The following is a 26,034-nucleotide window of genomic DNA, read 5'->3' as shown; positions in this document are numbered from 1 at the left end:
TCGGATGGCTGGGGGATGCTGGGCGCTCTCACGCAGGGAGAATAATAAGAAATGCACAACGATCATTTCAGTCGCCATGCCCAGCAGGTGCTCACTGTGGCGCATGGCCGCGACCCGTCCAGCGACCCCTCCATCGCCCGCTCCTGGCTGCGTTGCCTGGAGGACTATCACCTCGACCCTGCGCAAACCATTGCCCCCACCGTGCTTGAACACGGCCGCCTGCTGGAAAGCCGCGAGCGTCTGCAACAGGTGCTGCACATCGCCGGCAGCGAGATGAACAGCCTGCATCAGCAGCTCTCGGGCGCGGGGCACGCCGTGCTGCTCACGGATGCGCGGGGCGTGATCCTCAACTGTGTCACTGCGCCGTCCGAGCGTAAGATTTTCGAGCGCGCCGGGCTGTGGCTGGGGGCGGATTGGAGCGAAGCCTGCGAAGGCACCAACGGCATCGGCACCTGCCTGGTGGAGCGCCAATCCCTGACCATCCATCGCGATGAGCACTTTCGTGGCCGGCATACCGGGCTGACGTGTTCGGCGAGCCCGGTGTTCGATCCCCACGGTGACCTGCTGGCCGTGCTGGATGTGTCTTCGGCGCGCGAAGCCGTGTCGCGCCAGAGCCAGTTTCACACCATGGCGTTGGTGAACCTGTCGGCGAAGATGATCGAGAGTTGCTACTTCCTGCGTCACTTTGAACACCACTGGTTGCTGCGTTTTCATCTGCAGGCGGAGTCGGTGGGCCTGTTCAGCGAAGGGCTGCTGGCGTTTGATGGCAACGGGCGCATTTGTGCCGTCAACCAGAGCGCGCTGAACCTGTTGGGGCAGCTGCGTGGCGGCTTGTTGGGGCAGCCGGTGGAGGCGTTTTTCGAATGCTCCCTGGACCAGTTGCTCGGACGCGCCAGTGCCAATGCCACGGCCAGTTGGCCGCTGCGTACCCGTGATGGCCGGCCGCTGTTCGCGGCGCTGCGCGGTCAGGCGCGCAGCGTTCCCGCGCCGGTCGCCCGGCCTGCCGTGGTGGAGCGGCCGCGCCTGCCCGGCATCTGCCTGGGCGATCCGGCGCTGCAACGGGACTTCAGCAAGGCGCTGCGGGTATTCGAGCGCGATGTGCCGTTGTTGATCAATGGCGAAACCGGCTCCGGTAAAGAGGCCTTCGCCAAGGCGGTGCACCAGGCCAGCCAGCGTGCCGACAAGGCATTCGTGGCGCTCAACTGCGCCGCCATCCCGGAAAGCCTGATCGAAAGCGAACTGTTCGGCTATCGCGGCGGCAGCTTTACCGGCGCGCGCAAAGAGGGCATGCAAGGCAAGTTGCAGCAGGCCGATGGCGGCACCCTGTTCCTCGATGAAATCGGCGATATGCCCCTGGCGCTGCAAACCCGTCTATTAAGGGTGCTGGAGGATCGGCTGGTGGTCCCGCTCGGCGGTGAGCCCCAGGCTGTGAACGTACGAATTATCAGCGCAACCCACCGGAATTTGCTGGAGCGTGTGCAGGACGGCAGCTTCCGCGAGGACTTGTATTACCGGCTCAATGGCCTGGAAGTCGGGTTGCCCGCTTTGCGCGAGCGCAGTGATAAATCCCAGTTGCTGGACTTCCTGCTGGCGCAGGAGGCCAATGGCGAAGCGGTGGCGCTCGACCCGGCGGCGCGTATGGCGCTGTTGGCATTTGCCTGGCCGGGTAACGTGCGCCAGTTACGCACGGTGCTGCGTACGCTGGTGGCGCTGTGTGATGAAGGGCGCGTAGCGCTTGAGGACTTGCCCGCGCAGATTCGCCAGGCCCGCCCGGTGGCCGTCGCGCAGGCCAAGCCCGCAGAGTCGCCGCTGGAAGACGCGGAGCGCCTGGCATTGCTCACCGCTTTGCAGCAACAGCGCTGGCACATGACGCACACGGCGGAGCAGTTGGGCGTCAGCCGCAACACGCTGTATAGAAAGCTGCGCAGGCACGGTATCGCACGCCACGCCCTCAGCTAAAGGGTGCGATTTTCGCCCCCCTGCGCTAACCTGCCTCGATGTTTTACGAGGTCGACTATGCACATTCATATTCTCGGTATTTGCGGCACGTTCATGGGCTCGATGGCGGTACTGGCCAAAGAGCTGGGCCATCACGTCACCGGCTCCGACGCCAACGTTTACCCGCCCATGAGCACGCAACTCGAGGCTCAGGGCATTGCGTTGACCCAAGGCTACGACCCCGCGCAATTCAACCCGGTGCCGGACCTGGTGGTGATCGGCAACGCCATGTCGCGTGGCAACCCGGCGGTCGAGTACGTACTCAATAAAGGTTTGCCTTATGTGTCTGGCCCGCAATGGCTGGCCGACCATGTGTTGCAAGGCCGGTGGGTGCTGGCGGTTGCCGGCACACACGGCAAGACCACCACCAGCAGCATGCTGGCCTGGGTGCTGGAACACGCGGGTATGAGCCCGGGTTTCCTGATCGGCGGTGTGCCGCAGAACTTCTCGGTATCCGCGCGCTTGGGCGATACGCCGTTTTTCGTGATCGAGGCAGACGAATACGACAGCGCCTTTTTCGACAAGCGCTCCAAGTTCGTTCACTACCGCCCGCGCACGGCGATCCTGAACAACCTGGAATTCGATCACGCCGATATCTTCCCCGATCTGCCGGCCATCGAGCGGCAGTTCCACCATTTGGTGCGCACTATTCCAAGCGAAGGCCTGGTGATCCACCCGACCACCGAGCCGGCCTTGCAGCGTGTGATCGAGATGGGCTGCTGGACCCCGGTGCAGACCACCGGGGCGGGCGGGCAGTGGCAGGTCAAGCTGCTCAGCGAAGACGGTTCCAAGTTTGAAGTGCTGTTCGACGGCGAAGCCCAGGGCATTGTCGATTGGGACATGACCGGCCAGCACAACGTCGCCAATGCCTTGGTGACCCTGGCGGCTGCGCGGCATGTGGGCGTGGTGCCGTCCATGGGCATTGCCGCGTTGAGCGCGTTCAAGAGCGTAAAGCGGCGTATGGAAAAAGTCGCCGACGTGAATGGGATTTCCATCTACGACGACTTTGCCCACCACCCGACGGCCATTGCTACCACATTGGATGGCCTGCGCAAGCGTGTCGGTGATGCGCCGATCATTGCGATCATCGAACCGCGTTCCAACTCCATGAAACTCGGCGCGCACCGCGATGGTTTGCCCGAAAGCGTCAACGATGCCGACGAGGCGGTGTGGTATGCGCCGGCGAACCTCGGCTGGGACCTGCCGGGCATCGCTGCCCTGTGCACCGTGCCCTCCACCGTCTGCGATAGCATCGAGGGCATCATTGAGCACGTTCGGCAGCAGGCCAAACCCGGTACCCACGTGGTGGTCATGAGCAACGGCGGCTTCGGCGGCCTGCACGGCAAACTGGCCGAGGCGCTGAAATGAGCGGGCCGGAACGTGTCACCCTGGCAATGACCGGTGCATCGGGCGCGCCCTATGGCCTGCGGCTGTTGGATTGCCTGGTGCGCGAAGAGCGCGAAGTGCACTTCCTCATCTCCAAGGCCGCGCAATTGGTCATGGCCACTGAGACCGACGTGGCGTTGCCGCCCAAGGTGCAGATGATGCAGGCCTTCCTCACCGAGTACACCGGTGCGGCGGCGGGGCAGATCAAGGTCTACGGCAAAGAGGACTGGATGTCGCCCGTGGCCTCCGGCTCGGGTGCCCCGGCGGCGATGGTGGTGGTGCCATGTTCCACGGGCACCTTGTCGGCGATTGCCACCGGTGCCTGCAACAACCTGATCGAGCGCGCGGCCGACGTGACCTTGAAGGAGCGCCGCCAGTTGATCCTGGTGCCGCGTGAAGCGCCGTATTCGAGTATTCACTTGGAGCACATGCTCAAATTGTCGAACATGGGCGTGACGATTCTGCCGGCCTCGCCCGGTTTCTATCACCAGCCGCAGACCATCGATGACCTGGTGGACTTTGTAGTGGCGCGTATTCTCAACCTGCTGAACATCCCCCAGGACATGCTGCCGCGCTGGGGTGAACACCATTTGAGCAGCGATGAATAAGGCCCTGCTGATCTTGCTGGCGTTGCAACTCACGGGCTGCGCCACTGCGCGCACCTTGGATGCCGCGCAGCCAAACGCGCCAGTGGTGTATGCCGGCACGCGGTTGGATTTGTATGCAATGAACGGTGGTTGCTGCGCCAAGGACCGGTTTGGTGCTGAGGCGCCGACTTATCCGGGTGTGGACCTGCCGGCGAGTGCGTTGCTCGATACCTTGTTGTTGCCGCTGTCGGTGTTGACGGTGCTGGGCGTTGGATTCAACGCCACAGGTGGCCTATAGGGCAAATCTTTGAACAGGCTTGCCCGGTCATCGCAACATTACTTACCTAGCTTGCGTAACTCATCCGACTCCACCACCCGCACCCCATCCTGCTCTTCCAGCGCCAGGCGCCACATGGCTCGCGCCAGTTCGCACACTTCGATGCCGTGGTACTTGCCCGGAATCAACCGCGACAACGGCCCGGCCAATTGTTCGGCCAAGCGCGGCTCCAACCGTTCCCCCAGCAGCAACGACGGCCGCACGATGGTCAGTTGTGGCCAGTCCTGGGCCTTCAGCGCCTGTTCCATTTCCCCTTTGACCCGGTTATAGAACACCGAGGATTTCGGGTCGGCGCCGATCGCGCTGATCACGATCAGGTGCCGCGCGCCCATTTCCCGCGCACGCTTGGCGAACGCCACGACCATGTCCAGGTCGACGGCGCGGAAGGCGGCTTCGGAGCCTGCCTGTTTGATCGTGGTGCCCAGGCAGCAGAAGGCGATGTCCACCCGGCCATTCAGTTGCGGCAGAAACACGGCCGGGTCGCCCACCGGGTTTTCCAGGCGCGGGTGTTCGGCCAATGGTTTGCGGCTGGGTGCGAGCACGCGGGTGACGGTGGGTTCGTTGAGCAGGCGGTCAAGCAGGTGTTCGCCGGTAAGGCCGGAAGCTCCGGCGAGCAAGATATGCTGAGGCGTCAGGTACATGGTGTTTCCCCCTTGTTACACAGTTCAGCTTAGTTGCCTTTGGCTTCCTTGCTATTCATTGAGACGCTTTCGAGCGCCTTTCGTGCCTGCTGTTTGCGTAATAATTGCCAGTGGGCGATGACGCCCTTGGGGGCCCAGATCTGCGGTTCGGAGGCTTCGAAGTTGTCCGCCTGTTCGCGTTCGGCCACCTGCAGTTGTGCCAGCTTGAAGGCTTGCTGCAAGTCGTCGGTCTGGTTGAAGGCTTGGGCGAAGAGGGCATCGCCAAAGTAGGTGAAGTCAGCTTCCTCGGAACACCCGAAGGACACCCGGTCGGCCCGCGAGGCGGTCATGATCAGCGTGCGTTCATCTTTCAGCGCCGGGATGAACCCGCCGGAGTAGCAGGCCGAAATCACCACGATTTTGTCGCGGTTCTTCAGCGGTGCCAGCACGGCGGCCAACTCATCGGCAGGCAAATCGGCCAGCTCCATGCGCGGTTGGTCCAGCACCAGTTCGTGTTCGTGGGTGCCGTGGCTGGTCATGTAGATAAATACCAGGTCTTCCGGGCCGGTGCGCTCGGCCAGGGTTTGCACGGCGCGACGCAGGCTTTCGCGCGTGGCCAGGGGGCGGTCGGCGATGTGGTCGCGGTGATTGACCAGGCGGATCTGCCCACGCGCGCCGAACCGGGTGGCGAGCAGGTTACTGACGTAGTCGGCCTCGCGCAGGAACACGCTTTGTTTACCGTCGCCGGCCACGGCCAGGGTATAGAGCTCTACGGCGGGGGTGGAGGCGGGCACGGCGGCAAGCGCCGCATCCAGCAGGTGACCCTGGGCTAGTACGCCGATTTCCAGAGGGTCGGGCAACAGTTTTCCGTCGGCGTCGCGCACGCGCATGCCATTGACCCAGGTGCCGGCGTGTACGGTGCCGTCAGTAAGGACAAGGGTGCCTTTGCCTTGATAGCTGTCGCTGTCGAAACCACCGATATAGAAACTGCCGTCGGACAGGTTCAGGCGGCCCTCACCGGTAAAGCGCCAATCGCTGAACTGGCCGACATAGTGGCTGCCGTCGACGCCGATCAATTCGCCTTTGCCGCTGAGCGCGCCCTCCTTGAACTGGCCGATCCACACGTCGCCGTCGGCGTTCTCATAGCGGCCCTTGCCGTTGAGCTGGTTCTGTTTGAACTGGCCGACATAGATATCGCCGTCGGCACTGTTGAACGTACCGTTGCCTTCCAGTTGGCCATCGACGAAATGGCCGCTGAACTGGTTGCCGCTGTCATCGTTGCGTTGGCCTTCGCCATTCGGTTTGCCGTGGGCGAACTGGCCTTGATACTGACTGCCGTCAGCCAGTTCCAGACGACCGAGGCCCGAATACTGGTCGTCCTTGAATTCGCCGCGATAGGTCATTTGCCCCTCTTTGAGGGTGCCTTCGCCGTTGCGCCGGCCATTCTTGAAGCCGCCCACATAGTGGCTGCCCGCGGTGGTCAGGCTGCCCTGGCCATCGAACAAACCCTGCTGGAACTGGCCTTTATAGACTTCGCCATTGCTGCCATGCCACTCGCCCTGGCCGTGCCATTGGCCTTTGTCGAACTGGCCGGCGTACCAACTGCCGTTGGGGTAGTCCACGCGCCCCTGGCCTTGCAGCAAGCCATTGACCACATCGCCCCGGTAGCGTCCGCCGTCGGGCAGGCGCGCATCGGGCGGCAACAGCGATTCGCCATCTCCGCAAGCGGTGAGCAACAGGGCAAGGGCGAGGGGAGCGAGTGGGCGCATAGCGGGATCCGGGTAATTGAGCGCCGAGTATGCCGCAGCTGCGAGTTACATACATAAATTTACATACACTGTGGTGAGGTTTTATCCCTCACCACAGGGAAGGCTTACACGAAGCAGAGCGACAACGACTCAGCAATGTAAGCCGGTTTTTCCTGCCCTTCGATTTCCAGGGTGGCGGTGGCCTTGAACAGCCATTGGCCAGGCTTTTTCTCGGTGACGTCGGTGAGGGTCACGTTCAGGCGCACCTTGGAGTTGACCTTCACCGGCTGGATAAAGCGCACGCTGTCCAGACCGTAGTTGACCGCCATCTTCAGGCCTTCAGGCATGATCAGGATGTCTTCCATCAACTTGGGCATCAGCGACAGCGACAGGAAACCGTGGGCGATGGTGCTGCCAAATGGAGTCTGCGCGGCCTTGACCGGGTCGACGTGGATGAACTGGTGGTCGCCCGTGGCCTCGGCGAACAGGTTGATACGTGCCTGGTCGATGGTGAGCCACTCGGAACGTCCCAGTTCCTTGCCGACATAGTCTTTGAGCTGCGCTACGGGTACATAGGGCATTGCGTCTCTCCTTGGTTCATCATGCGGTGCACAACGTCGGGTTTTTATGGGTTACAGAGAACCAATGTAGATCATCATGGCCAATCAGCCCGGTCAACCCACCATGCTTTTGGCGAATGCCGGTGCATAGGGCGGGCATGTTTATAATGCGGGCGAGTCTTGAGGGGGAAGAACGGATGCTGTTACGTGGCCTGACCTGGCTGGTGCTGTTTCAACTGATCGGCACCGCAATCAACCATTTGCTGTTGCCGGTGCTGCCGGGGCCGATCATCGGTTTGCTGCTGATGCTGGGCTTTCTGGTCTGGCGAGGTGAAGTCGGCGAGCCATTGAGCCTGGCGGCCAGCAGCCTGTTGCGGTACCTGCCGTTACTGCTGGTGCCGCCGGCGGTGGGGGTCATGGTGTATGCCAAGGACATCGCCGCTGATTTCTGGGCCATCGTCGGCGCGCTGGTGCTGTCGCTGGTGATCGCCATGGGCTTTGTCGGCGTGCTGATGCAACAGATGGTCAAGCGCAAGGAGAAGGATCAATGACCTTCGACTGGCAGGGCGCGTGGACGGCGGTGATCCACCATCCGTTGTTTGGCATCGGCATCACCCTCGGCGCTTATCAAGTGGTACTCGCAGGTTTCGAGAAAACCCGCTGGATCTTCCTGCAGCCGGTGCTGGTGTCCATGCTGCTGGTGATCGGCGTGTTGCTGACCTGTGGCCTGAGCTACGCCGAGTACCGCAAGAGCACCGAAATCATGGGCATCCTGCTGGGCCCGGCGACGGTGGCCCTGGCCGTACCGCTTTATTTGAACCTGCGGCGCATCCGCCAATTGTTCTGGCCGATTTTTACTACGCTGGTGGTAGGCGGGGTGCTGGCTACCGGGCTCTGTGTCGTGCTGGGTAGGTGGTTTGGCGCCGAACACATGATGCTGATGACCATGGCGCCCAAGTCGGTGACCTCGCCGATTGCCATGCTGGTGGCCGAGCAGATCGGGGGTGTGGCGGCGCTGGCGGCGGTGTTTGTGCTGATCACCGGGGTGGTGGGTGCGATGATCGGCCCGGCGTATTTGTCACGGTTGGGCGTGCACAGCCCGGAAGCGCGCGGCATGGCGCTGGGCATGACCGCCCATGCTGTCGGCACCTCGGTGGCCTTGCAGGAAAGCGAAGAGTGCGGCGCCTTTGCAGCGCTGGCCATGAGTCTGATGGGCGTGGCCACGGCAGTGTTCCTGCCGCTGGCCGTGTCGGTGATCGTTTAAACCGGGTTTAAGGAAACCTTTATGAGTCTGGCGCTGTTCCCGCTCAATACCGTGCTGTTCCCTGGTTGCACCCTCGACCTGCAATTGTTCGAGGCGCGCTACTTGGACATGATCAGCCGCTGCATGAAAAAAGGCGAAAGCTTCGGCGTGGTGTGCATCCTCGACGGCAAGGAGGTAGGCATGGCCCCGGACGGCTACGCGCTGATCGGCTGTGAAGCGCTGATTCGCGACTTCAAGCAGCAGGACAACGGCCTGCTGGGCATTCGCGTGGAAGGCGGTCGCCGGTTCCGGGTACGTGACGCCGGCGTGCAGAAGGACCAATTGCTGGTGGCCGACGTGCAATGGCTCGAAGACCTGCCGGACCAGCCGCTGGAAGAAGAGGATGCCGACCTGCTGGCGCTGCTGCAGGCATTGGCCGAGCACCCGATGGTGGCCTCGCTGGACATGGACGCCCGCGCCGAAGGGCAGCAAGCCTTGGGCAACCAGCTGGCGTATCTGCTGCCCTTCACCGAGGCCGACAAGATCGACCTGCTGCAACTCGACGACCCGCAGCAGCGGCTGGATGCGATCCAGATGTTACTGGATGAGTTGCAGGGTGAGCTGTTCAACTGACTTCGGAAATATCCGGCGTTGTTATCAGACGTTCCTTCGTTGTCCCGTGCGCGGGGCCTGAAATAGTCTCCGATCACACACTCAGGGTCAGGGGATGAACATGATTCGGCTAGCGCACTCGGAGCAGGCGGTCTGGGACGGGTTTCTCATCAGCGTGACCGCGCAACTGATCCAGCAAGAGGCAAACCGCGGCCCGGAGTACATCGCCGAGCGCGCGGCGGAAATTGCCGATGAGATGTTGCTGGAGCGGCGTGAACGCTGCGTTGAGCGCCGAGCCGCCTCCGTCGGTTGGATCGGCCCGGCCAAGGGTCAGTAGGCATATCGGAGCAGGGCGTGAGGGGTGCCGGTGAGCGCGATGAAGCTCAGCACCGCGATCAGCGCCGGTAACAGCAGCCACCAGGTCTTCTGCGACATGGCCGGCAGCGGGCTTCGATACTCGCTGGCGCCCAGGCTGAACGCACACACCGTCATCGCCAGCAGCGTGCCGGCCAGGATGTCGGTGGGCCAATGGGCGCCAAGATAGACCCGCGACAGCGCAATGAACGCCGCGGGAATGCAGCCCAGCAGCATCCAGGTCAGGCGCAGCCGGATGGGTTGTCCACGACCGGCCAATACCGCCAACGCCAGGAAAAACGCGAACGCGCCGGACGCATGGCCGCTGGGCATGCTGAAGCTGGTCAGTGGGTCTGTAAGGATTTCCGGGCGGCCACGGGCGAAAAACAGCTTGGTTCCCGTATTGATGACAGCAGACCCGGCCAATGTGGCGCCGACGAACACGGCATGACGCCATTGCCGCGCCAGTAACAGCAGGCCGGTGAACACGGCGCTGGCGAAAAACATTTTCTTGAACTCACCCAGTTGGGTGATCCGCACCATGACTTCGTCGAGCCACGGGCTACGATGCTCCTGCACGAGGGCGCTCAGGCCCTGGTCAAAGTTGTCCAGCGAGTGATAGCCGATAAACACGGCGATCAACAACGTCAGGCTGGCGCAGCCGACCCACAAGGTGGCGCGACGATGGCCGCGCAAGCTGCTGTTCAGGCTGAGCCCAATCAACACAGCAAGGCACGCAGCCACCACCGCCGCCTCGGGCCAGAAACCTTCGGGCAACGGCAGGCGGAAGGCGGCACCAGTCGCCCAGCCCGGTAGCAGATAGGCGGCCGACCAGCCCGCCGCAGCCACAATGCTCACCACCGCGAAGCGCGGAAACGGCATGTCGCACATCCCCGCCACCATCGGCAGCATGGGGCGCAGCGGACCGATGAAGCGTCCGACCAGCAGGCTGGCGATGCCGTATTTGTGGAAGTAGGTTTCAGCGCCGTTCATCCATTCGGGGTGATGGCGCAGGCCGGGCAGGCGCCGGATGTTTTGATGGAAATGTCGGCCCAGGTAATAGGAAACCCCGTCACCGAGTAGCCCCCCCAGGAAGCCCACCAGCAGGGTTTCGCTCAATGACAGCGCGCCGCTGCCGGCCAGCGCCGCAATCGCAAACAATAAAACCGTGCCCGGCACGATCAGCCCGGCAATGGCCAGGCACTCCACACAGGCGACGATAAACACCGCGACCGCCAGCCATTCGGGGTTCAGGGTCAGCCAGCCGGTAATGCTATCGAGCCATTGGCCCATACAACGTCACTCCCTCTATGTAATACATAACTTGATCTGCTGTGTTGCAGCCGTCTGGATCCATTCAAATCAAAACGTAGTCGCGGCCTTCGACCTGACCCCGGCGCAGCGGGTTCCGTGTGCAATATGGCGCATAGCCTGCATCGACGAAGCGGTACATCAGGTGTTCATCGCGGCCGCTGGGGATGCCCAGGCGGGTGGTTTGTATGATCTGCGTCGGGGTCTGGCCCACGTCTTCAACGTAGAGCAACGCCTGATCGAAGCGCTTGGCGTCCCACATCGGTACCTTCAACCCCAGGGCTTTGCACAGCAGTGTCTGGCCTGCGCACAGCTTTTGCGCGGCGCGCGGGCTGCCGTCGGCGTTCGGGTTGTTCAGCAACATCTGCGCCAGGCTGGCCGGGCCGGACACGTCGTCGACCCATGGATACGCTGATTTGATCAGCACGGCATTGCCCGGCCCATGGGAGCTGAAGTTCAGGGAGTCGCCGCCACGGGCGTAGTACATGTAGATATGGCCACCATCCAGAAACAAAGCCTTACGCTTTTCTGTGTAGCCCAATGAAGCGTGACTGCCTTTTTCGGCCACGTAATACGCTTCGGTTTCAATAATTCGCGCCGAAAGCCAGATTTCGCCGACACGATGGCGTATGACTTTTCCGAGCAATGCTTGCGCCAGGATTTGCGCGTCCCGGTCGAAGAAGCGGTCGGGCAGGGCGCTGGCGGGGCGTTGGGGCGATGAGCTGGGCATGGCGGTCAGGGGTAAATACGGCTAAATGTGACCGAATCATAACAACTCCCACCTTAATTACCGCTGAACCCCAGGTTTTTACAGTTCATTTCGACCATCCGCCCCTCACCGCTGTCAGTCGGGCGGCGTCACAGCTATAATCTGCCGCTTTCCTCTTTGCCAAGACTCCCTGACCATGACTGAGTCCGTTCTTGACTACATGACCCGCCTGGGTCGCGCTGCCCGTCAGGCCTCGCGGTTGATCGCCCGTGCGAGCACCGCGCAGAAGAACCGTGCCTTGCTGGCCGCCGCCGACGCTCTGGATGCTTCGCGCTCCGAGCTCACCGCCGCCAACGAACAGGACCTGGCCAACGGCCGCGCCAATGGCCTGGAGCCGGCCTTGCTGGACCGCCTGGCGCTGACCCCGGCACGCATCGACGACATGATCGAAGGCCTGCGTCAGGTGGCCAAGCTGCCTGACCCCATCGGTGAAATCCGCGACATGCGTTACCTGCCGTCCGGCATTCAGGTCGGCAAGATGCGCGTGCCCCTGGGCGTGATCGGCATCATTTACGAGTCGCGTCCGAACGTGACCATCGACGCCGCGAGCCTGTGCCTCAAGTCCGGTAACGCCACCATCCTGCGTGGCGGTTCCGAGGCGATCAATTCCAACCGTGCCATCGCCGCCTGCATTCAACAGGGCCTGGCCGTGGCCGAGTTGCCTGCCGAAGTGGTGCAAGTAGTTGAAACCACCGACCGCGCCGCCGTGGGTGCGCTGATCACCATGCCGGAATTCGTCGACGTGATCGTGCCGCGCGGTGGCAAGAGCCTGATCGAACGCGTCAGCCGTGATGCCAAGGTGCCGGTTATCAAGCACCTGGACGGTGTATGCCACGTGTTCATCGACATTGCCGCCGATATCGACAAGGCGATCCGCATCGCCGACAACGCCAAGACCCACCGCTACGCCCCGTGCAACACCATGGAAACCCTGCTGGTGCACGTCGGCATTGCCGATCGCGTGCTGCCGCCGCTGGCTGCCATCTACCGCGACAAGGGCGTGGAACTGCGGGGTTGCGAGCGCACCCGTGCGCTGCTGGGGGCGGACGTGATCGAGGCGACCGAGCTGGACTGGTACACCGAATACACGGCACCGATCCTGTCGATCAAGATTGTCGACGACCTGGACGAGGCCATCGAACACATCAACACCTATGGCTCCAAGCACACTGACGCCATCGTTTCCGAGCATTTCAGCGATGCGCGGCGCTTCCTCAACGAAGTGGATTCCGCTTCGGTGATGATCAACGCCTCCACGCGTTTTGCCGACGGCTTCGAGTATGGCCTGGGCGCGGAGATCGGTATTTCCACCGACAAGCTCCACGCACGCGGCCCGGTTGGCCTGGAAGGCCTGACCAGCGAGAAGTACGTGGTGTTCGGCGACGGTCATGTGCGCACTTGATGGCTAAACGCATCGGGCTGCTCGGCGGTACCTTCGACCCCGTGCACATCGGCCATTTGCGCAGTGCCCTGGAAGTCGCGGATGCCCTCGCGCTGGATGAGTTGCGCGTGATGCCCAACGCCCGGCCGCCCCATCGCGATACACCGCAGGTGTCGCCGCAGCAGCGCCTGGAAATGGTGCGGTTGGCGGTGCAGGGCATCGCACCGCTGGTGGTGGACGACCGCGAGCTCAAGCGCGATAAACCGTCCTACACTGTTGACACCCTGGAGCTGATGCGCGCCGAGTTGGCCGCGGATGACCAGTTGTTTCTGCTTTTGGGCTGGGACGCATTTTGCGGCCTGCCCTCTTGGCATCGCTGGGAGGAACTCCTCCAGCATTGCCACATCCTGGTTTTGCAACGCCCGGATGCCGACAGCGAACCGCCGGATGCCTTGCGCAACCTGCTGGCCGCGCGGTCGGTAAGTGACCCCTTGGCCCTGACCGGGCCGAACGGGAATATTGCATTCGTCTGGCAGACCCCGCTTGCGGTGTCCGCCACCCAGATCCGTCAACTGCTGGCCAGCGGGAAGTCGGTACGTTTCCTGGTGCCTGACGCGGTCCTGGCCTACATCGATGCGCACGGGCTTTACCGTGCGTCGAACTGAAAAGGCGCGCTTGAACGTACGCACCGTCGTACAGCGAGCGCCCGAACATACGAGCAAAACGAGTTTTATATGACGAACAAAGACGTAAGCAAAGTTAAGCGCAAAGGCACCTTCAAAAGCGCCCCGCTGCCAGTTGAAGCCCATGTTGGCCCTGAGCTGGCTGGCGAAGAGCTGGTAAAAGTCGCCGTGGCGGCCCTGGAAGACGTGAAGGCCCAGGACATCCAGGTGCTGGACGTGCGCGACAAGCAGAGCATCACCGACTACATGATCATCGCCACCGGTACCTCGAACCGCCAGATCGGCGCGATGCTCGACAAGGTCCGCGAAGCCGTCAAAGCCCAAGGCGTGAAGCCGCTGGGTGAAGAAGGCAAGGGCGACAGCGACTGGGTGCTGCTGGACATGGACGACTTGATCGTTCACATGATGACTTCCAACGCTCGCCAGTTCTATGACCTGGAGCGTCTGTGGAAAGGCGCCGAGCAGAGCCGTGCCGCCGATGGCAAGCACCACAGCCCGGAAGTGGGCCACGCGCACTTCGACAAGCTCAACAAAGACCAGGAATAAGGAACGGCTTTGCGCCTGCGTCTGATCGCTGTCGGTTCACGCATGCCCAAGTGGGTGGAAGAAGGCTGGCACGAGTATGCCAAGCGTCTGCCCGCTGAGCTTTCGCTTGAACTGGTGGAAATACCGCTCAATACCCGGGGCAAGAATGCCGACGTGGCGCGCTTCATCCGTCAGGAAGGCGAAGCCATGCTGGCCAAGGTCGGCCCTAACGAGCGCATCGTCACCCTTGAAGTGCACGGCAAGCCCTGGAGCACCGAGCAACTGGCGGTGGAGCTGGATCGCTGGCGCCTGGATTCGCGTACGGTCAACTTCATGGTCGGCGGCCCCGAAGGCCTGGCGCCGGAAGTCTGTGCGCGGGCGGACCAGCGTTGGTCGCTGTCGGCGCTGACGCTGCCGCACCCGTTGGTAAGGATCCTGATCGGTGAACAGCTGTATCGCGCCTGGACAGTGCTGTCCGGGCACCCTTACCACAAATAATCTGCGCCCCTCCCGATGACCCAACCGATCCGCATCAAGGACCACGAGAAAGACGCACGTCTGGTACGCGCTCGGGTCGTGTTCGGTGCTTTTTTGGTGGTGGGGTTGATCGGGGTGTTGATTGCGCGCCTGTATTTCCTGCAGGTGATCCAGTACGACTATCACTCCACGCTGTCCGAAAACAACCGGGTGCATGTGCAGCCGATCCCGCCCACCCGTGGGCTGATTTTCGACCGTAATGGCGTGGTGGTCGCGGATAACCGGCCCAGCTTCAGCCTGAGCATGACCCGCGAGCGCTCCGGCGACTGGGCGCAGGTCCTCGACGTGATCGTCGAGGTGCTGCAACTGACGCCGGAAGACCGGGTGATCTTCGAAAAACGCATGAAGCAGGGGCGCCGACCTTTCGAACCGGTGCCCATCCTGTTTGAGCTGACCGAAGAGCAGATCGCGCGGATCGCGGTGAACCAGTTCCGTCTGCCGGGCGTGGAAGTGGTGGCGCAGTTGGTACGGCATTACCCACAAGGGCCGCACTTTGCCCACTCCGTCGGCTACATGGGGCGGATCAACGAGAAAGAGCTGAAAACCCTCGACCCGGTCAATTACAGCGGCACCCACCACATCGGCAAAACCGGCATCGAGCGTTTCTACGAGCCCGAGCTGCACGGCCAGGTGGGTTACGAGGAAGTCGAGACCAACGCCCGCGGCCGCGTGCTGCGGGTGCTCAAGCGTACCGACCCGGTACCGGGCAAGGACATCGTGTTGAGCCTGGACATCAAGCTGCAGGAAGCGGCCGAGATGGCGTTGGGCGGGCGACGGGGTGCGGTGGTCGCGCTGGACCCGAAGACCGGCGAAGTGCTGGCGATGGTCAGCCAGCCAAGCTTTGACCCCAACCTGTTTGTCACGGGCATCAGCTTCAAGGCTTACGCCGAGTTGCGCGATTCCATCGACCGCCCGTTGTTCAACCGCGTACTGCGCGGCCTGTATCCGCCGGGGTCGACGATCAAACCGGCGGTGGCAATTGCGGGGTTGGACGCAGGGGTGGTCACGGCCTCCAGCCGCGTGTTCGACCCGGGCTACTACATGCTGCCCAACTACGATCACAAATACCGTAACTGGAACCGCACCGGTGACGGCTATGTCGATTTGGACACCGCGATCATGCGCTCCAACGACACCTATTTTTACGACCTGGCCCATAAGCTGGGTATCGACCGTTTGTCCGCCTACATGGGTAAGTTCGGCCTCGGCCAGAAAGTCTCCCTGGACATGTTCGAAGAATCCCCAGGCCTGATGCCGTCGCGGGAGTGGAAGCGCGCGACCCGTCGCCAAGCCTGGTTCCCAGGCGAAACGCTGATCCTCGGCATCGGCCAGGGCTATATGCAGGCAACACCGTTGCAGCTGGCCCAGGCTACCGCGCTGGTGGCCAACAAAGGCATCTGGAACCGCCCGCACCTGGCCAGGACCATCGAAGGCGAAAAGCCTCTGGATGAAAACCCGATCCCGGACATCGTGCTGCGCGACCCGTCCGACTGGACCAAGGTCAACCACGGCATGCAGCAAGTCATGCACGGCGCCCGTGGTACCGCGCGCAAGGCGGCGATCGGCGCGCAATACCGTATCGCCGGCAAGAGCGGTACCGCCCAGGTGGTGGCAATCAAGCAGGGCGAAAAATACGACCGCTCCAAGGTCCAGGAACGTCACCGCGACCATGCCCTGTTCGTCGGTTTTGCGCCGGCGGACGACCCGAAGATCGTGGTGGCGGTGATGGTCGAGAACGGCGAGTCCGGTTCCGGCGTCGCCGCGCCCGTGGTGCGCCAAGTGATGGACGCCTGGCTGTTGGCCGACGACGGCAGGCTCAAGCCCGAATATGGCGGCCCCCCTTCAAGCACCGAGGTTACGGCCAGTGAAGAGTAATTTTGACCGCATCCTCTCCAGTGAGGACGTGATGCGTCGCCGCGCGACGTTGTTGCAGCGCATGCACATTGACGGCCCGTTGCTGATCCTGCTGCTGACCCTGGCGGCCGGCAGCCTGTTCGTGTTGTATTCGGCCAGTGGCAAGAACTGGGACCTACTGATCAAGCAAGCGTCGTCGTTCGGCCTTGGGCTGCTGTCGATGGTGGTGATCGCCCAGCTGGAGCCGCGCTTCATGGCGCGCTGGGTGCCGCTCGGTTATGTAGCGGGCGTGTTACTGCTGGTGGTCGTGGACGTGATGGGCCACAACGCCATGGGCGCGACCCGCTGGATCAACATTCCGGGGGTGATTCGCTTCCAGCCGTCGGAATTCATGAAGATTCTGATGCCGGCGACCATCGCCTGGTACTTGTCCAAACGCACCTTGCCACCGCAGCTCAAGCACGTGGGGATCAGCCTGATCCTGATCGGCGTGCCGTTTATCCTCATCGTGCGCCAGCCGGACCTCGGTACCTCGCTGCTGATCCTGGCCGGCGGTGCGTTCGTGCTGTTCATGGGCGGCTTGCGCTGGCGCTGGATCCTCAGCGTGCTGGCCGCCGCCGTGCCCGTGGCCGTGGCCATGTGGTTCTTCTTTATGCACGACTACCAGAAGCAGCGGATCCTGACCTTCCTCGACCCCGAAAGCGACCCGCTGGGCACCGGCTGGAACATCATCCAGTCGAAGGCGGCCATCGGTTCCGGCGGCGTATTTGGTAAAGGTTGGTTACTGGGCACCCAGTCGCACCTGGACTTTTTGCCCGAGAGCCACACCGACTTCATTATCGCGGTATTGGGCGAAGAGTTCGGCCTGGTAGGCATTTGCGCGCTGTTGCTGATCTATTTACTGCTGATCGGTCGCGGCCTGGTGATCACTGCGCAGGCGCAGACGCTGTTCGGCAAATTGCTGGCCGGCGCGCTGACCATGACGTTTTTTGTTTACGTTTTCGTCAACATCGGTATGGTCAGTGGCCTGCTGCCGGTGGTGGGGGTGCCGTTGCCGTTCATTAGCTACGGCGGAACTTCGCTGGTGACATTGCTGTCAGCGTTTGGGGTTTTGATGTCGATTCATACGCATCGCAAATGGATCGCACAGGTTTGAATAAGGTGAAGATGTCAATGCAAGTAATGCGCGGCTGGGCGACTCGGCATGCGTCCTGGATGGGCCTGATTGGGCTGCTGGGCGCAACGCAAGAGGCGCAGGCCGGTGACTACGATGGTTCACCCCAGGTCGCCGAGTTCGTCGGTGAAATGACCCGCGACTATGGTTTTGCCGGTGAACAGCTGATGGGCGTGTTCCGCGAAGCCCAGAAAAAGCAGGCGATCCTTGATGCCATTTCCCGCCCTGCCGAACGTGTGAAGCAGTGGAAGGAATACCGTCCGATGTTCCTGACCGACGCCCGCGTGGCGCGTGGCGTGGACTTCTGGCGCCAGCACGAAGCGGTATTGGCGCGCGCCGAACAGGAATACGGCGTGCCGGCCCAAGTGATCGTTGCGATCATCGGCATTGAAACCTTTTACGGGCGCAATACCGGCAGTTACCGGGTGATCGACGCCTTGTCGACCCTGGGCTTCGATTACCCGCCCCGCGCCGACTTCTTCCGCAAGGAGCTGCGCGAATTCCTGCTGCTGGCCCGCGAAGAACAGGTCGACCCACTGACCCTCAAAGGCTCCTACGCCGGTGCGATGGGCTTGCCGCAGTTCATGCCGAGCAGCTTTCGCGCTTATGCCGTGGACTTTGACGGTGACGGGCATATCAATATCTGGAGCAATCCCGACGACGCCATCGGCAGCGTGGCCAGCTACTTCAAGCGCCACGGCTGGGTCGGCGGCGAACCGGTGGTGATTCGCGCCGATGTCACCGGCGATCGCGCCGACGAAGGGCTTACCCAGGGCATCGAGCCGGCCAAGACGGTCGGGGAGTTGCGGGCGTTGGGCTGGTCGAGTCAGAATGCGCTGCCTGATGATATGCCAGTGACCGCGTTCCGCCTCGACGGCGAAAACGGCCCGGAATACTGGATGGGCCTGAAGAATTTCTACGCAATCACGCGTTATAACCGCAGTGTGATGTACGCCATGGCCGTGCATCAGCTGTCAGACATGCTGGTCCAAGCACGGGGCAACAAGTAATGCGGGCATCGCCGTTCAAACAACCGCTCAAGCTGGTGGCGTTCGCCGCGTTGTCCTTGCTGGTCGTCAGTTGTTCCACCACCAACAGCCGCGCGCCGGCGCAAAAGTCCGGCGGCGCAGTCGTCCGTGCCCAGCCGGGCCTGGACATCAACCGCGCACACAAAGACGGCGCGCCGTGGTGGGACGTTGATGTATCGAAGATCCCGGACGCCACGCCGACCCTGCACACCGGGCCTTACAAGGCCAACCCGTATACCGTGCTGGGCAAGAATTACTTCCCGCTGCAGGAATCCAAGACGTACGTCCAATCGGGTACAGCGTCCTGGTATGGCACCAAATTCCATGGCCAGAACACCGCCAACGGCGAAGTGTATGACCTGTACGGCATGAGCGCTGCCCACAAGACCCTGCCGCTGCCCAGCTATGTACGGGTGACCAACCTGGACAACAACCGCACGGTGATCCTGCGCGTCAACGACCGTGGGCCGTTCTATTCGGACCGCATCATCGACTTGTCCTACGCCGCCGCGAAGAAACTCGGTTACGCCGAAACCGGTACCGCGCGCGTCAAGGTCGAAGGTATCGACCCCGCGCAGTATTGGGCTCAGCGCGGCAAACCGGCGCCGTTGATGCTTAACGAACCGCAAACCCAGCAGCCGCAAGTGACCGCCTCAACCGGCAAGATCGAGCAGTGGACGCCGCCACCGGCACAGCATGCGCCTGACACGGTGGTCGTACCCCATGCCGCGCCGGGCGCTTCGATGGCTGGCGGGCAATACCTGCAGGTCGGCGCTTTCGCCAACCCGGATGCGGCAGAACTGTTAAGGTCCAAGCTCAGCGGTATGGTCAACGCGCCGGTCTTCATCAGCTCCATCGTGCGTAATCAACAGACGTTGCACCGTGTGCGGATGGGCCCGATAGGCTCGCCGAGCGAAGTCGCCCAAGTACAGAACAGCGTGCGCATGGCCAACCTGGGGCAACCCAGCGTGGTCACTGCCGAATAATAAAAGATTGATGGTTCAAGCCCGTGCGCGGGCCTGGGCCCAGGTTGTTGGCTCGTTGAACAATAAAAACCCGGGGGCAAGGGGTGAGCGGGCAACCGAACACGTGACAGTCTGGAAGCGGGCTGTCTGAATAAGTTTTGCCCGCGAGGGCAAGTTTCCATAAGCAATTTCGAGAGACGGATGAACATCACCACCTTAGCCAAACGCACGTGCCTGCTTATCTCGCTGATCATCACCCCGGCCGCCTGGGCGGTTGAAATGGTGCCGGCTTCACCGCAACTGGCTGCCAAGTCCTGGGTCCTCATGGACGCTGCCAGTGGCAACGTGCTGGTCGAGAGCAACGGTGACCAGCGCCTGCCGCCGGCCAGCCTGACCAAACTGATGACGGCCTACATCGCGACCCTGGAAATCCGTCGCGGCCAGATCGGCGAGAACGACCCGGTCACCGTCAGCGAAAACGCCTGGCGTACCGGCGGTTCGCGGATGTTCATCAAGGTGGGTTCGCAGGTCACTGTGAGCGACCTGCTGCACGGCATCATCATCCAGTCCGGTAACGACGCCAGCGTCGCCCTGGCCGAGCACATCGCCGGCAGCGAAGACGCGTTCGCCGACATGATGAACAAAACCGTGGCCGACCTGGGCATGACCAACAGCCACTTCATGAACCCGACCGGTCTGCCGAACCCAGAGCACTACTCGTCGGCTCACGACATGGCGATCCTGGCGCGCGCGATCATCCGCGTCGATCCGGTGCACTACGCGATCTACTCCCAGAAGGAATTCTTCTGGAACAACATCAAGCAGCCTAACCGCAACCTGTTGCTGTGGCGCGACAAGACCGTCGATGGCCTGAAAACCGGCCACACCGACGAAGCCGGCTACTGCATGGTGTCGTCCGCTGTACGTGACGGCCAACGTCTGATCGCCGTGGTCTTCGGTACTAACAGCGAGCAGGCCCGTGCGGCCGAGACGCAAAAACTGCTGACCTACGGTTTCCGTTTCTTCGAAACCCAGACCTTCTATCAGAAGGGTGCTGAGCTGGCGACCGCGCCAGTGTGGAAAGGCGCTACCTCCCAAGTCAAAGCCGGCCTGGCTGAAGACCTGACCCTGACCATGCCTAAGGGCCAGCTGAAAAAGCTCGCAGCCAGCATGACCATGAACCCGCAGTTGGTTGCCCCAATCGCCAAGGGTGATGTGATCGGCAAGGTTGAAGTGAAGCTGGACGACAAAGTGGTTCACAGTGCCGACCTGATCGCACTGGACGCCGTCGACGAAGGTGGTATCTTCCGCCGCGTCTGGGATAGCATCCGTCTATTCTTCTACAGCTTGTTCAACTGATAGTGTGCACCTGCAAAGCCCCGTGTTGATCCGACACGGGGCTTTGCCCGTCGCCACGGCTTACGCTTACGAGGCCGTTACGCCATGACCGATAAAGAAGTAAAGGCGCCAAAGATCGAATTCCCGGTGGTGGACTATCCCATCAAGGTGATCAGCGATACCGGTGTCGGCCGTAAAGACCTGATCCTCGAGATCGTGCGTAAACACGCGACCATCAACGATCAGCGCGTGGATGAGCGCTCCAGCTCTACCGGCAAATACACCACGATCCAGTTGCACATCGTTGCGACTGATCAAGACCAGCTCTACAACATCAACAGCGAACTGCGGGCCACCGGCTTCGTGCACATGGTGTTGTGATGTCTCACGTCCTGGGCTTTCGCGAGCTCGGCCGGATGGACTATGAGCCCGTCTGGCACGCCATGCAGCGGTTCACGAATGAACGCGGCACGTCGGCTGAAGATGAAATCTGGCTGGTCGAACACCCGCCGGTCTTCACCCAGGGCCAGGCCGGCAAGGCCGAGCATCTGTTGCTGCCGGGTGATATTCCGGTGGTGCAGGTCGACCGAGGGGGTCAAGTGACTTACCATGGTCCCGGTCAACTGGTGGCTTACCTGCTGCTGGACGTGCGCAAGCTTGGGTTTGGCGTGCGTGACCTAGTGAGCCGCATGGAGGCTTGCCTTATCGAGCTGTTGGCCAGTTACGGCGTGACCGCCGTGGCCAAGCCCGATGCGCCCGGTGTGTACGTGGACGGCGCGAAAATCGCTTCCCTGGGGCTTCGCATTCGCCACGGTTGCTCCTTTCATGGCCTGGCGCTGAATGTGGACATGGACCTGGCACCGTTCCGGCGGATCAACCCGTGTGGCTATGCCGGGTTGGCGATGACGCAACTGAGCGACCACGCCACACCGATTAAATTTGCCGAGGTTAGTGCCCGGCTGCGTGCGCAGCTCGTCAAACACCTCGACTATGCTGAGCAGACGACCCTTACGGGCGGAATCGACTGATTATGACTACTGATGCAGTGCAAACCATGATCCCGACGCTGGACATCACCGAGCGTCCGGCCCCGGCCCCGCGTGCCAAGGTGGAAGCCGGCGTCAAGCTGCGTGGCGCCGAGAAGGTTGCGCGCATCCCGGTGAAGATCATTCCGACCACCGAACTGCCGAAGAAGCCTGACTGGATCCGCGTGCGCATCCCGGTTTCGCCGGAAGTCGACCGTATCAAGGCGCTGCTGCGTAAACACAAGCTGCACAGCGTGTGCGAAGAAGCCTCCTGCCCGAACCTGGGCGAATGCTTCTCCGGCGGCACCGCCACCTTCATGATCATGGGTGACATCTGCACCCGTCGTTGCCCGTTCTGCGACGTCGGCCACGGCCGTCCGAAGCCACTGGACGTCAACGAGCCGGAAAGCCTGGCCATCGCCATCGCCGACCTGAAACTCAAGTACGTGGTGATCACCTCGGTCGACCGCGACGACCTGCGTGACGGCGGTGCCCAGCACTTTGCCGACTGCATCCGCGAAATCCGCAAGCTGTCGCCGAACGTGATGCTTGAAACCCTGGTGCCGGACTACCGTGGCCGTATGGACGTAGCGCTGGAAATCACCGCCGCCGAGCCGCCGGATGTGTTCAACCACAACCTGGAAACCGTGCCACGCCTGTACAAGGCAGCGCGCCCGGGTTCGGACTACCAGTGGTCGCTGACCCTGCTGCAGAAATTCAAGCAGATGATGCCGCACATCCCGACCAAATCCGGCCTGATGCTGGGCCTTGGCGAGACCGACGAAGAAGTGATCGAAGTCATGAAGCGCATGCGCGAACACGACATCGACATGCTGACCCTGGGCCAGTACCTGCAACCGTCGCGCAGTCACTTGCCGGTGCAGCGTTTCGTGCATCCGGACACCTTCGCCTGGTTCGCCGAGGAAGGTTACAAGATGGGCTTCAAGAACGTCGCGTCGGGCCCGCTGGTACGTTCCTCGTACCATGCGGACGAGCAGGCCAAGCTGGTCAAGGCGAGCCTGGTTTCGTAAGCCGCACCGCCGCCTCAATGTGAGAGGGGGCTTGCTGTGTTGAACGGGCTCGCTGTGGTGAGCGGGCCTGCTGTGGTGAGCGGGCTTGCCCCGCGCTGGGCTGCGAAGCAGCCCCACCTGATCTTAAGTAAACTCGCCCCCCTCTCACATTTTGTTTGGCGTTATTTCAGGAAGAACTGCGGATGACTGCTGCCGTACCTGCATTGCGTGCCGAAGGCACCATCGCCTTGATCGCCCCCGCTGGCCCCGCCACGCTGGACGTTGAAAAGGCCGGCCAATGGATGCGTACCCGTGGCTACGACCTGCGAATCTTCCCCGGCGTCTATGAACGCGACGGCTACCTTGCTGGCAGCGATGCAGTGCGCCTGCGTGACCTGCATGCCGCCTTCGCCGACCCTGAAATCGATGCCATCTTCTGTCTGCGCGGCGGCTACGGCACCCCGCGTCTGCTCGATAGCTTGGACTTTGACCTGCTGCGCGCCAACCCCAAGCCATTCGTAGGTTACAGCGACATCACCGCGCTGCACCTGGCAATCAGCCGTTATGCGGGTTTCGTGACCTTCCACGGCCCGATGCTCAATGCCGACCTGTTGGGCGACAAGCAACCCCCCACGGAGTCGTCACTGTTCAGCCTGTTGCGCGGTCAGTTGGGCGCCGGCAGCGAGTTGGTGCACCCGGTGGCCTACCCGTTGACCACGATCGAGCCTGGCATCGCCTGCGGGCGCTTGCTGGGTGGCAACCTGTCGATGATCGCGGCGGTCATGGGCACGCCTTACGAAATCGACGCAGGAGGCATCATCCTGTTTATTGAAGACGTCAACGAGCCGATCTACCGCATCGACCGGCTGCTGACGCATCTGCGTCTGGCGGGCAAGCTGGCACACGTTGCGGGTGTGCTGGTGGGGGATGTGGCGGGGGTGGACAAGGCTGCGCTGGAGCGGCTGCTCAAGCAGACCTTTGCGCCGTTATGCATTCCGGTATTGTCGGGCTGGCGCAGTGGGCATTGTGATCCGAACCTGACGTTGCCGATGGGCGCGTTGGTGAGGTTGGATGCGGGGGAGCAGCGGGTGGTGTTGGAGCAGGATGTAGTGGTCAGAGCCTGAAGCTGTTGTCGTCTGCCAAAACGCTATCGGGAGCAAGCCCCCTCCCACATTTGACCGCATTCCAAAGGATGTACGCGGCCCAAATGTGGGAGGGGGCTTGCTCCCGATAGCATTAGTCGCCCTAAGCAGATCTAGCGGTTTTGCAGTGACTCGAGCAACTTCACCGTCGGATACCCATCCGCCGGCCAGCCCAGCGCTTGCTGCGCCGCACGAATCGCCTTGCGCGTGTTGGCGCCGATAATCCCGTCCGGGTTGCCTGCGTCATAGCCGTTGGCACTCAGCGCCGTCTGCAAGTCGATACGCTGTGAGCGGCTCAGTGGCAGCTCATCCTTCGGCCAATCGCCGCGAATCACACCCCCGCCACCGAAACGCTCCGACAGCAGTCCCACCGCCAGTGCGTAGGACGATGAGTTGTTGTACTTGAGGATTGCGCGGAAGTTATCCAGCACCAGGAACGCCGGGCCGCGATAACCCGCCGGCAACAGCAAGGCGGCGGACAGTTGGTCGACGTTGGGCGGCATGCTCGCGCCTGGCGGCAGCTGGATGCCCAGCTTCAGCCATTCAGCCACCGTCTTGCGGGTGCCGCCATCGGCCAGGGCGTAATCGAAGTTCGTCGGCAGCTGTTTCACTTCCATGCCCCACGGCTGGCCTTTCTGCCAGCCGGAGCTTTGCAGGTAGTGCGCGGTGGAGGCGAGGGCATCGGCCGGGCTGTTCCAGATATCGCGGCGACCGTCGCCATCGAAGTCCACGGCGTGGGTGTTGTAGGTGGTGGGGATAAATTGCGTCTGGCCCATGGCCCCGGCCCAGGAGCCTTTCATCTGATCGGCCTGGATATCGCCGTGCTGGATGATCTGCAGCGCTGCCAGCAACTGCGCTTGTGCAAACGCGGGGCGACGGCCTTCGTAGGCCAGGGTCGCCAGGGAGCGGATCACCGAGTTATTGCCCTGGAACTGGCCGAAATTACTTTCCATGCCCCACACCGACACCAGCGCCTGGCGGTCGACACCATAACGTTGCTCGATGCTTTGCAGGATGTCGGCGTACTTGATCAGCAATGCCTGGCCATTACGCACGCGCACGGGAGACAGGGCGCCGTCGAGGTATTCCCATACCGGGCGGGAAAATTCCGGCTGGCTGCGGTCGGCGCGGATCACCGCCATGTCAGGGGTGACGTTGGCGAAGGCATTGTCGAACACGGCGGCGGTGATGCCGGCCTGCAGGGCTTGCACACGAAAGGCCGCCTGCCATTCGGCAAAGGTCTGGGTCGGTTGGATATCGAGGTTATCCACAGCCAGCGGGGCCACGACAGCGGGCGCTACCACGGGTGCGGTCTGGAGCTTGGGCAGCGGTTGAGCGTCGGCGGCGGTGGGTTTCTCGGCGCAGGCGACAAGCAGAATGAGGCTGGAGGCAGCGATCAGTTGCCGCAGGTGCCAACGACGGGAAAGACTAGAGGGCATGCACAGGTCCAGGGATTACAAATCAGGTGCAGACCTTATCATGCCAGAGGGGCGCTTGCCTTCAGGCAGCCAGAAAGTAAGAAGCCTCCCAGCTATTAGACTGGAAGGCTTCGCGGCGGTAGCTGCCTTTGCCCTTGCCGGCGCGTTCCTGACGGCTGCGGAACAGTGGCTGGGCGATGATGGATTTGGCCTTGTTGGGGCTATGCTTGGATGGCTTTTTGCTCATGGTTACTTCTCTCTTGGAGGGGGGAAACGGTGCGAATCATCTGCCGAAGTTGCTTGCCTGTAAAGCCCAGCACATTTGTGGAAATGTAAATGCAATCAAAATGTGGGAGGGGGCTTGAACTGGTCAAGTAATCTTGGACACTGATTACGGTTCACGCCGCCAACCTTTCCTTCACGACCGGC

At 62.1% G+C, this 26,034-nt stretch carries 28 protein-coding genes; 21 read left to right on the top strand and 7 right to left on the bottom strand.

Translation table 11 applies throughout. From position 1 onward, the window contains the following. Nucleotides 1–51 precede the first annotated feature (51 nt). From AO064_RS01530 to AO064_RS01515, 4 genes are read left to right on the top strand one after another with little or no spacing between them, the layout of a single operon-like run. Nucleotides 52–1,959 (top strand): sigma-54-dependent Fis family transcriptional regulator, encoded by a 1,908-nt coding sequence (locus tag AO064_RS01530; RefSeq protein WP_064052200.1) that lies wholly within the window; start codon nucleotides 52–54, stop codon nucleotides 1,957–1,959. Between the two features lie 57 nt (nucleotides 1,960–2,016). After that, nucleotides 2,017–3,366, top strand: coding sequence for a UDP-N-acetylmuramate:L-alanyl-gamma-D-glutamyl-meso-diaminopimelate ligase (gene mpl / locus AO064_RS01525; RefSeq protein ID WP_064052199.1), 1,350 nt, complete (start codon nucleotides 2,017–2,019; stop codon nucleotides 3,364–3,366). Continuing rightward, complete coding sequence (ubiX, locus tag AO064_RS01520) at nucleotides 3,363–3,992, top strand: flavin prenyltransferase UbiX (RefSeq protein ID WP_010206807.1); 630 nt, start codon at nucleotides 3,363–3,365, stop codon at nucleotides 3,990–3,992. Before mpl ends, ubiX begins: the two co-directional genes overlap by 4 nt. Next, nucleotides 3,985–4,269: a YceK/YidQ family lipoprotein gene (locus tag AO064_RS01515; protein ID WP_015886077.1), complete on the top strand. Its 285-nt coding sequence runs from the start codon at nucleotides 3,985–3,987 to the stop codon at nucleotides 4,267–4,269. The genes ubiX and AO064_RS01515 overlap by 8 nt, the downstream gene beginning before the upstream one ends. A gap of 38 nt (nucleotides 4,270–4,307) precedes the next feature. Here AO064_RS01515 and AO064_RS01510 read toward each other — a convergent pair whose 3' ends face one another. From AO064_RS01510 to AO064_RS01500, 3 genes are all read right to left on the bottom strand, one after another. Then, nucleotides 4,308–4,949 (bottom strand): oxidoreductase, encoded by a 642-nt coding sequence (locus tag AO064_RS01510; RefSeq protein WP_064052198.1) that lies wholly within the window; start codon nucleotides 4,947–4,949, stop codon nucleotides 4,308–4,310. A gap of 29 nt (nucleotides 4,950–4,978) precedes the next feature. Next, on the bottom strand, nucleotides 4,979–6,697 hold the full coding sequence (locus tag AO064_RS01505) for a C13 family peptidase (protein ID WP_064052197.1): 1,719 nt from the start codon (nucleotides 6,695–6,697) through the stop codon (nucleotides 4,979–4,981). A 104-nt stretch (nucleotides 6,698–6,801) separates the two neighbouring features. Then, nucleotides 6,802–7,257 (bottom strand): MaoC family dehydratase, encoded by a 456-nt coding sequence (locus AO064_RS01500; protein WP_003194496.1) that lies wholly within the window; start codon nucleotides 7,255–7,257, stop codon nucleotides 6,802–6,804. Nucleotides 7,258–7,433: 176 nt separating this feature from the next. Between AO064_RS01500 and AO064_RS01495 the strand changes: the two genes are divergently transcribed. The 4 genes from AO064_RS01495 to AO064_RS01480 all read left to right on the top strand — a co-directional run bounded on the left by AO064_RS01495 (nucleotide 7,434) and on the right by AO064_RS01480 (nucleotide 9,428). Then, the gene (locus AO064_RS01495) at nucleotides 7,434–7,787 is read left to right on the top strand and encodes a CidA/LrgA family protein (RefSeq protein ID WP_015886074.1); all 354 of its coding nucleotides are present in this window, start codon (nucleotides 7,434–7,436) and stop codon (nucleotides 7,785–7,787) included. Then, the gene (locus tag AO064_RS01490; RefSeq protein ID WP_015886073.1) at nucleotides 7,784–8,500 is read left to right on the top strand and encodes an LrgB family protein; all 717 of its coding nucleotides are present in this window, start codon (nucleotides 7,784–7,786) and stop codon (nucleotides 8,498–8,500) included. The genes AO064_RS01495 and AO064_RS01490 overlap by 4 nt, the downstream gene beginning before the upstream one ends. Before the next feature lie 21 nt (nucleotides 8,501–8,521). Then, nucleotides 8,522–9,112: an LON peptidase substrate-binding domain-containing protein gene (locus AO064_RS01485; protein ID WP_015886072.1), complete on the top strand. Its 591-nt coding sequence runs from the start codon at nucleotides 8,522–8,524 to the stop codon at nucleotides 9,110–9,112. A gap of 100 nt (nucleotides 9,113–9,212) precedes the next feature. After that, nucleotides 9,213–9,428, top strand: coding sequence for a hypothetical protein (locus AO064_RS01480; RefSeq protein ID WP_064052237.1), 216 nt, complete (start codon nucleotides 9,213–9,215; stop codon nucleotides 9,426–9,428). Here AO064_RS01480 and AO064_RS01475 read toward each other — a convergent pair. Together AO064_RS01475 and AO064_RS01470 are read right to left on the bottom strand one after the other, a co-directional pair. Then, nucleotides 9,422–10,738: a bifunctional DedA family/phosphatase PAP2 family protein gene (locus tag AO064_RS01475; protein WP_064052196.1), complete on the bottom strand. Its 1,317-nt coding sequence runs from the start codon at nucleotides 10,736–10,738 to the stop codon at nucleotides 9,422–9,424. The genes AO064_RS01480 and AO064_RS01475 overlap by 7 nt on opposite strands. Before the next feature lie 64 nt (nucleotides 10,739–10,802). Beyond that, complete coding sequence (locus AO064_RS01470) at nucleotides 10,803–11,486, bottom strand: DNA-3-methyladenine glycosylase (RefSeq protein WP_064052195.1); 684 nt, start codon at nucleotides 11,484–11,486, stop codon at nucleotides 10,803–10,805. Nucleotides 11,487–11,661: 175 nt separating this feature from the next. Here AO064_RS01470 and AO064_RS01465 point away from each other — a divergent pair, with 175 nt between their 5' ends. From AO064_RS01465 to AO064_RS01405, 13 genes are all read left to right on the top strand, one after another. Continuing rightward, nucleotides 11,662–12,927, top strand: a complete 1,266-nt coding sequence (locus tag AO064_RS01465; RefSeq protein ID WP_015886068.1) for a glutamate-5-semialdehyde dehydrogenase — start codon at nucleotides 11,662–11,664, stop codon at nucleotides 12,925–12,927. After that, the gene (gene nadD, locus AO064_RS01460) at nucleotides 12,927–13,571 is read left to right on the top strand and encodes a nicotinate-nucleotide adenylyltransferase (protein ID WP_043205958.1); all 645 of its coding nucleotides are present in this window, start codon (nucleotides 12,927–12,929) and stop codon (nucleotides 13,569–13,571) included. Before AO064_RS01465 ends, nadD begins: the two co-directional genes overlap by 1 nt. A gap of 69 nt (nucleotides 13,572–13,640) precedes the next feature. Next, nucleotides 13,641–14,135, top strand: coding sequence for a ribosome silencing factor (rsfS, locus tag AO064_RS01455; RefSeq protein WP_064052194.1), 495 nt, complete (start codon nucleotides 13,641–13,643; stop codon nucleotides 14,133–14,135). Nucleotides 14,136–14,144: 9 nt separating this feature from the next. Then, entirely contained in the window at nucleotides 14,145–14,612 is a 468-nt protein-coding gene (rlmH, locus tag AO064_RS01450) for a 23S rRNA (pseudouridine(1915)-N(3))-methyltransferase RlmH (RefSeq protein ID WP_003176297.1), read from the top strand. Between the two features lie 15 nt (nucleotides 14,613–14,627). Continuing rightward, on the top strand, nucleotides 14,628–16,526 hold the full coding sequence (gene mrdA, locus AO064_RS01445) for a penicillin-binding protein 2 (protein WP_015886066.1): 1,899 nt from the start codon (nucleotides 14,628–14,630) through the stop codon (nucleotides 16,524–16,526). Nucleotides 16,527–16,557: 31 nt separating this feature from the next. Continuing rightward, nucleotides 16,558–17,661, top strand: coding sequence for a rod shape-determining protein RodA (rodA, locus tag AO064_RS01440; RefSeq protein WP_015886065.1), 1,104 nt, complete (start codon nucleotides 16,558–16,560; stop codon nucleotides 17,659–17,661). A 17-nt stretch (nucleotides 17,662–17,678) separates the two neighbouring features. Next, nucleotides 17,679–18,689 (top strand): lytic murein transglycosylase B, encoded by a 1,011-nt coding sequence (gene mltB, locus AO064_RS01435; RefSeq protein ID WP_015886064.1) that lies wholly within the window; start codon nucleotides 17,679–17,681, stop codon nucleotides 18,687–18,689. After that, nucleotides 18,689–19,693, top strand: a complete 1,005-nt coding sequence (locus AO064_RS01430; protein WP_064052193.1) for a septal ring lytic transglycosylase RlpA family protein — start codon at nucleotides 18,689–18,691, stop codon at nucleotides 19,691–19,693. The genes mltB and AO064_RS01430 overlap by 1 nt, the downstream gene beginning before the upstream one ends. A 180-nt stretch (nucleotides 19,694–19,873) precedes the next feature. Continuing rightward, nucleotides 19,874–21,031: a D-alanyl-D-alanine carboxypeptidase family protein gene (locus tag AO064_RS01425; RefSeq protein ID WP_015886062.1), complete on the top strand. Its 1,158-nt coding sequence runs from the start codon at nucleotides 19,874–19,876 to the stop codon at nucleotides 21,029–21,031. An 84-nt stretch (nucleotides 21,032–21,115) separates the two neighbouring features. Next, a complete protein-coding gene (locus AO064_RS01420) occupies nucleotides 21,116–21,391 on the top strand; it encodes a DUF493 domain-containing protein (RefSeq protein ID WP_015886061.1) in 276 nt (91 codons plus the stop codon). Then, entirely contained in the window at nucleotides 21,391–22,038 is a 648-nt protein-coding gene (gene lipB / locus AO064_RS01415) for a lipoyl(octanoyl) transferase LipB (protein WP_064052192.1), read from the top strand. The genes AO064_RS01420 and lipB overlap by 1 nt, the downstream gene beginning before the upstream one ends. 26 nt (nucleotides 22,039–22,064) lie before the next feature. Next, on the top strand, nucleotides 22,065–23,066 hold the full coding sequence (gene lipA, locus AO064_RS01410) for a lipoyl synthase (protein WP_057444888.1): 1,002 nt from the start codon (nucleotides 22,065–22,067) through the stop codon (nucleotides 23,064–23,066). 182 nt (nucleotides 23,067–23,248) lie between these two features. Beyond that, on the top strand, nucleotides 23,249–24,169 hold the full coding sequence (locus AO064_RS01405; protein ID WP_064052191.1) for a S66 peptidase family protein: 921 nt from the start codon (nucleotides 23,249–23,251) through the stop codon (nucleotides 24,167–24,169). A gap of 131 nt (nucleotides 24,170–24,300) precedes the next feature. Here AO064_RS01405 and AO064_RS01400 read toward each other — a convergent pair whose 3' ends face one another. Together AO064_RS01400 and arfA are read right to left on the bottom strand one after the other, a co-directional pair. Beyond that, nucleotides 24,301–25,626 carry a lytic murein transglycosylase gene (locus AO064_RS01400; RefSeq protein ID WP_015886057.1) on the bottom strand — a complete coding sequence of 442 codons (1,326 nt, stop codon included), beginning with the start codon at nucleotides 25,624–25,626 and terminating at the stop codon, nucleotides 24,301–24,303. Nucleotides 25,627–25,687: 61 nt separating this feature from the next. Continuing rightward, nucleotides 25,688–25,852, bottom strand: a complete 165-nt coding sequence (arfA, locus tag AO064_RS01395) for an alternative ribosome rescue factor ArfA (protein WP_064052190.1) — start codon at nucleotides 25,850–25,852, stop codon at nucleotides 25,688–25,690. Between the last annotated feature and the right edge of the window lie 182 nt (nucleotides 25,853–26,034).

The sequence above is a fragment of the Pseudomonas marginalis genome (assembly GCF_001645105.1).
Classification (GTDB): Bacteria; Pseudomonadota; Gammaproteobacteria; order Pseudomonadales; family Pseudomonadaceae; genus Aquipseudomonas; species Aquipseudomonas petroselini.
This window is presented reverse-complemented; position numbering and strand designations above follow the sequence as displayed.

Bases quoted from the DNA above. Each gene is read 5' to 3' on its own strand.
- AO064_RS01490 (WP_015886073.1), top strand. From the start codon at position 7,784: ATGACCTTCGACTGGCAGGGCGCGTGGACGGCGGTGATCCACCATCCG.
- mrdA (WP_015886066.1), top strand. From the start codon at position 14,628: ATGACCCAACCGATCCGCATCAAGGACCACGAGAAAGACGCACGTCTG.
- mpl (WP_064052199.1), top strand. From the start codon at position 2,017: ATGCACATTCATATTCTCGGTATTTGCGGCACGTTCATGGGCTCGATG.
- rsfS (WP_064052194.1), top strand. From the start codon at position 13,641: ATGACGAACAAAGACGTAAGCAAAGTTAAGCGCAAAGGCACCTTCAAA.
- AO064_RS01515 (WP_015886077.1), top strand. From the start codon at position 3,985: ATGAATAAGGCCCTGCTGATCTTGCTGGCGTTGCAACTCACGGGCTGC.
- ubiX (WP_010206807.1), top strand. From the start codon at position 3,363: ATGAGCGGGCCGGAACGTGTCACCCTGGCAATGACCGGTGCATCGGGC.
- AO064_RS01510 (WP_064052198.1), bottom strand. From the start codon at position 4,949: ATGTACCTGACGCCTCAGCATATCTTGCTCGCCGGAGCTTCCGGCCTT.
- AO064_RS01400 (WP_015886057.1), bottom strand. From the start codon at position 25,626: ATGCCCTCTAGTCTTTCCCGTCGTTGGCACCTGCGGCAACTGATCGCT.
- AO064_RS01530 (WP_064052200.1), top strand. From the start codon at position 52: ATGCACAACGATCATTTCAGTCGCCATGCCCAGCAGGTGCTCACTGTG.
- rodA (WP_015886065.1), top strand. From the start codon at position 16,558: ATGCGTCGCCGCGCGACGTTGTTGCAGCGCATGCACATTGACGGCCCG.
- AO064_RS01495 (WP_015886074.1), top strand. From the start codon at position 7,434: ATGCTGTTACGTGGCCTGACCTGGCTGGTGCTGTTTCAACTGATCGGC.
- nadD (WP_043205958.1), top strand. From the start codon at position 12,927: ATGGCTAAACGCATCGGGCTGCTCGGCGGTACCTTCGACCCCGTGCAC.
- AO064_RS01420 (WP_015886061.1), top strand. From the start codon at position 21,116: ATGACCGATAAAGAAGTAAAGGCGCCAAAGATCGAATTCCCGGTGGTG.
- AO064_RS01430 (WP_064052193.1), top strand. From the start codon at position 18,689: ATGCGGGCATCGCCGTTCAAACAACCGCTCAAGCTGGTGGCGTTCGCC.
- lipA (WP_057444888.1), top strand. From the start codon at position 22,065: ATGATCCCGACGCTGGACATCACCGAGCGTCCGGCCCCGGCCCCGCGT.
- AO064_RS01405 (WP_064052191.1), top strand. From the start codon at position 23,249: ATGACTGCTGCCGTACCTGCATTGCGTGCCGAAGGCACCATCGCCTTG.
- AO064_RS01470 (WP_064052195.1), bottom strand. From the start codon at position 11,486: ATGCCCAGCTCATCGCCCCAACGCCCCGCCAGCGCCCTGCCCGACCGC.
- AO064_RS01465 (WP_015886068.1), top strand. From the start codon at position 11,662: ATGACTGAGTCCGTTCTTGACTACATGACCCGCCTGGGTCGCGCTGCC.
- lipB (WP_064052192.1), top strand. From the start codon at position 21,391: ATGTCTCACGTCCTGGGCTTTCGCGAGCTCGGCCGGATGGACTATGAG.
- AO064_RS01485 (WP_015886072.1), top strand. From the start codon at position 8,522: ATGAGTCTGGCGCTGTTCCCGCTCAATACCGTGCTGTTCCCTGGTTGC.
- mltB (WP_015886064.1), top strand. From the start codon at position 17,679: ATGCAAGTAATGCGCGGCTGGGCGACTCGGCATGCGTCCTGGATGGGC.
- arfA (WP_064052190.1), bottom strand. From the start codon at position 25,852: ATGAGCAAAAAGCCATCCAAGCATAGCCCCAACAAGGCCAAATCCATC.
- AO064_RS01475 (WP_064052196.1), bottom strand. From the start codon at position 10,738: ATGGGCCAATGGCTCGATAGCATTACCGGCTGGCTGACCCTGAACCCC.
- AO064_RS01500 (WP_003194496.1), bottom strand. From the start codon at position 7,257: ATGCCCTATGTACCCGTAGCGCAGCTCAAAGACTATGTCGGCAAGGAA.
- AO064_RS01480 (WP_064052237.1), top strand. From the start codon at position 9,213: ATGATTCGGCTAGCGCACTCGGAGCAGGCGGTCTGGGACGGGTTTCTC.
- AO064_RS01505 (WP_064052197.1), bottom strand. From the start codon at position 6,697: ATGCGCCCACTCGCTCCCCTCGCCCTTGCCCTGTTGCTCACCGCTTGC.
- AO064_RS01425 (WP_015886062.1), top strand. From the start codon at position 19,874: ATGAACATCACCACCTTAGCCAAACGCACGTGCCTGCTTATCTCGCTG.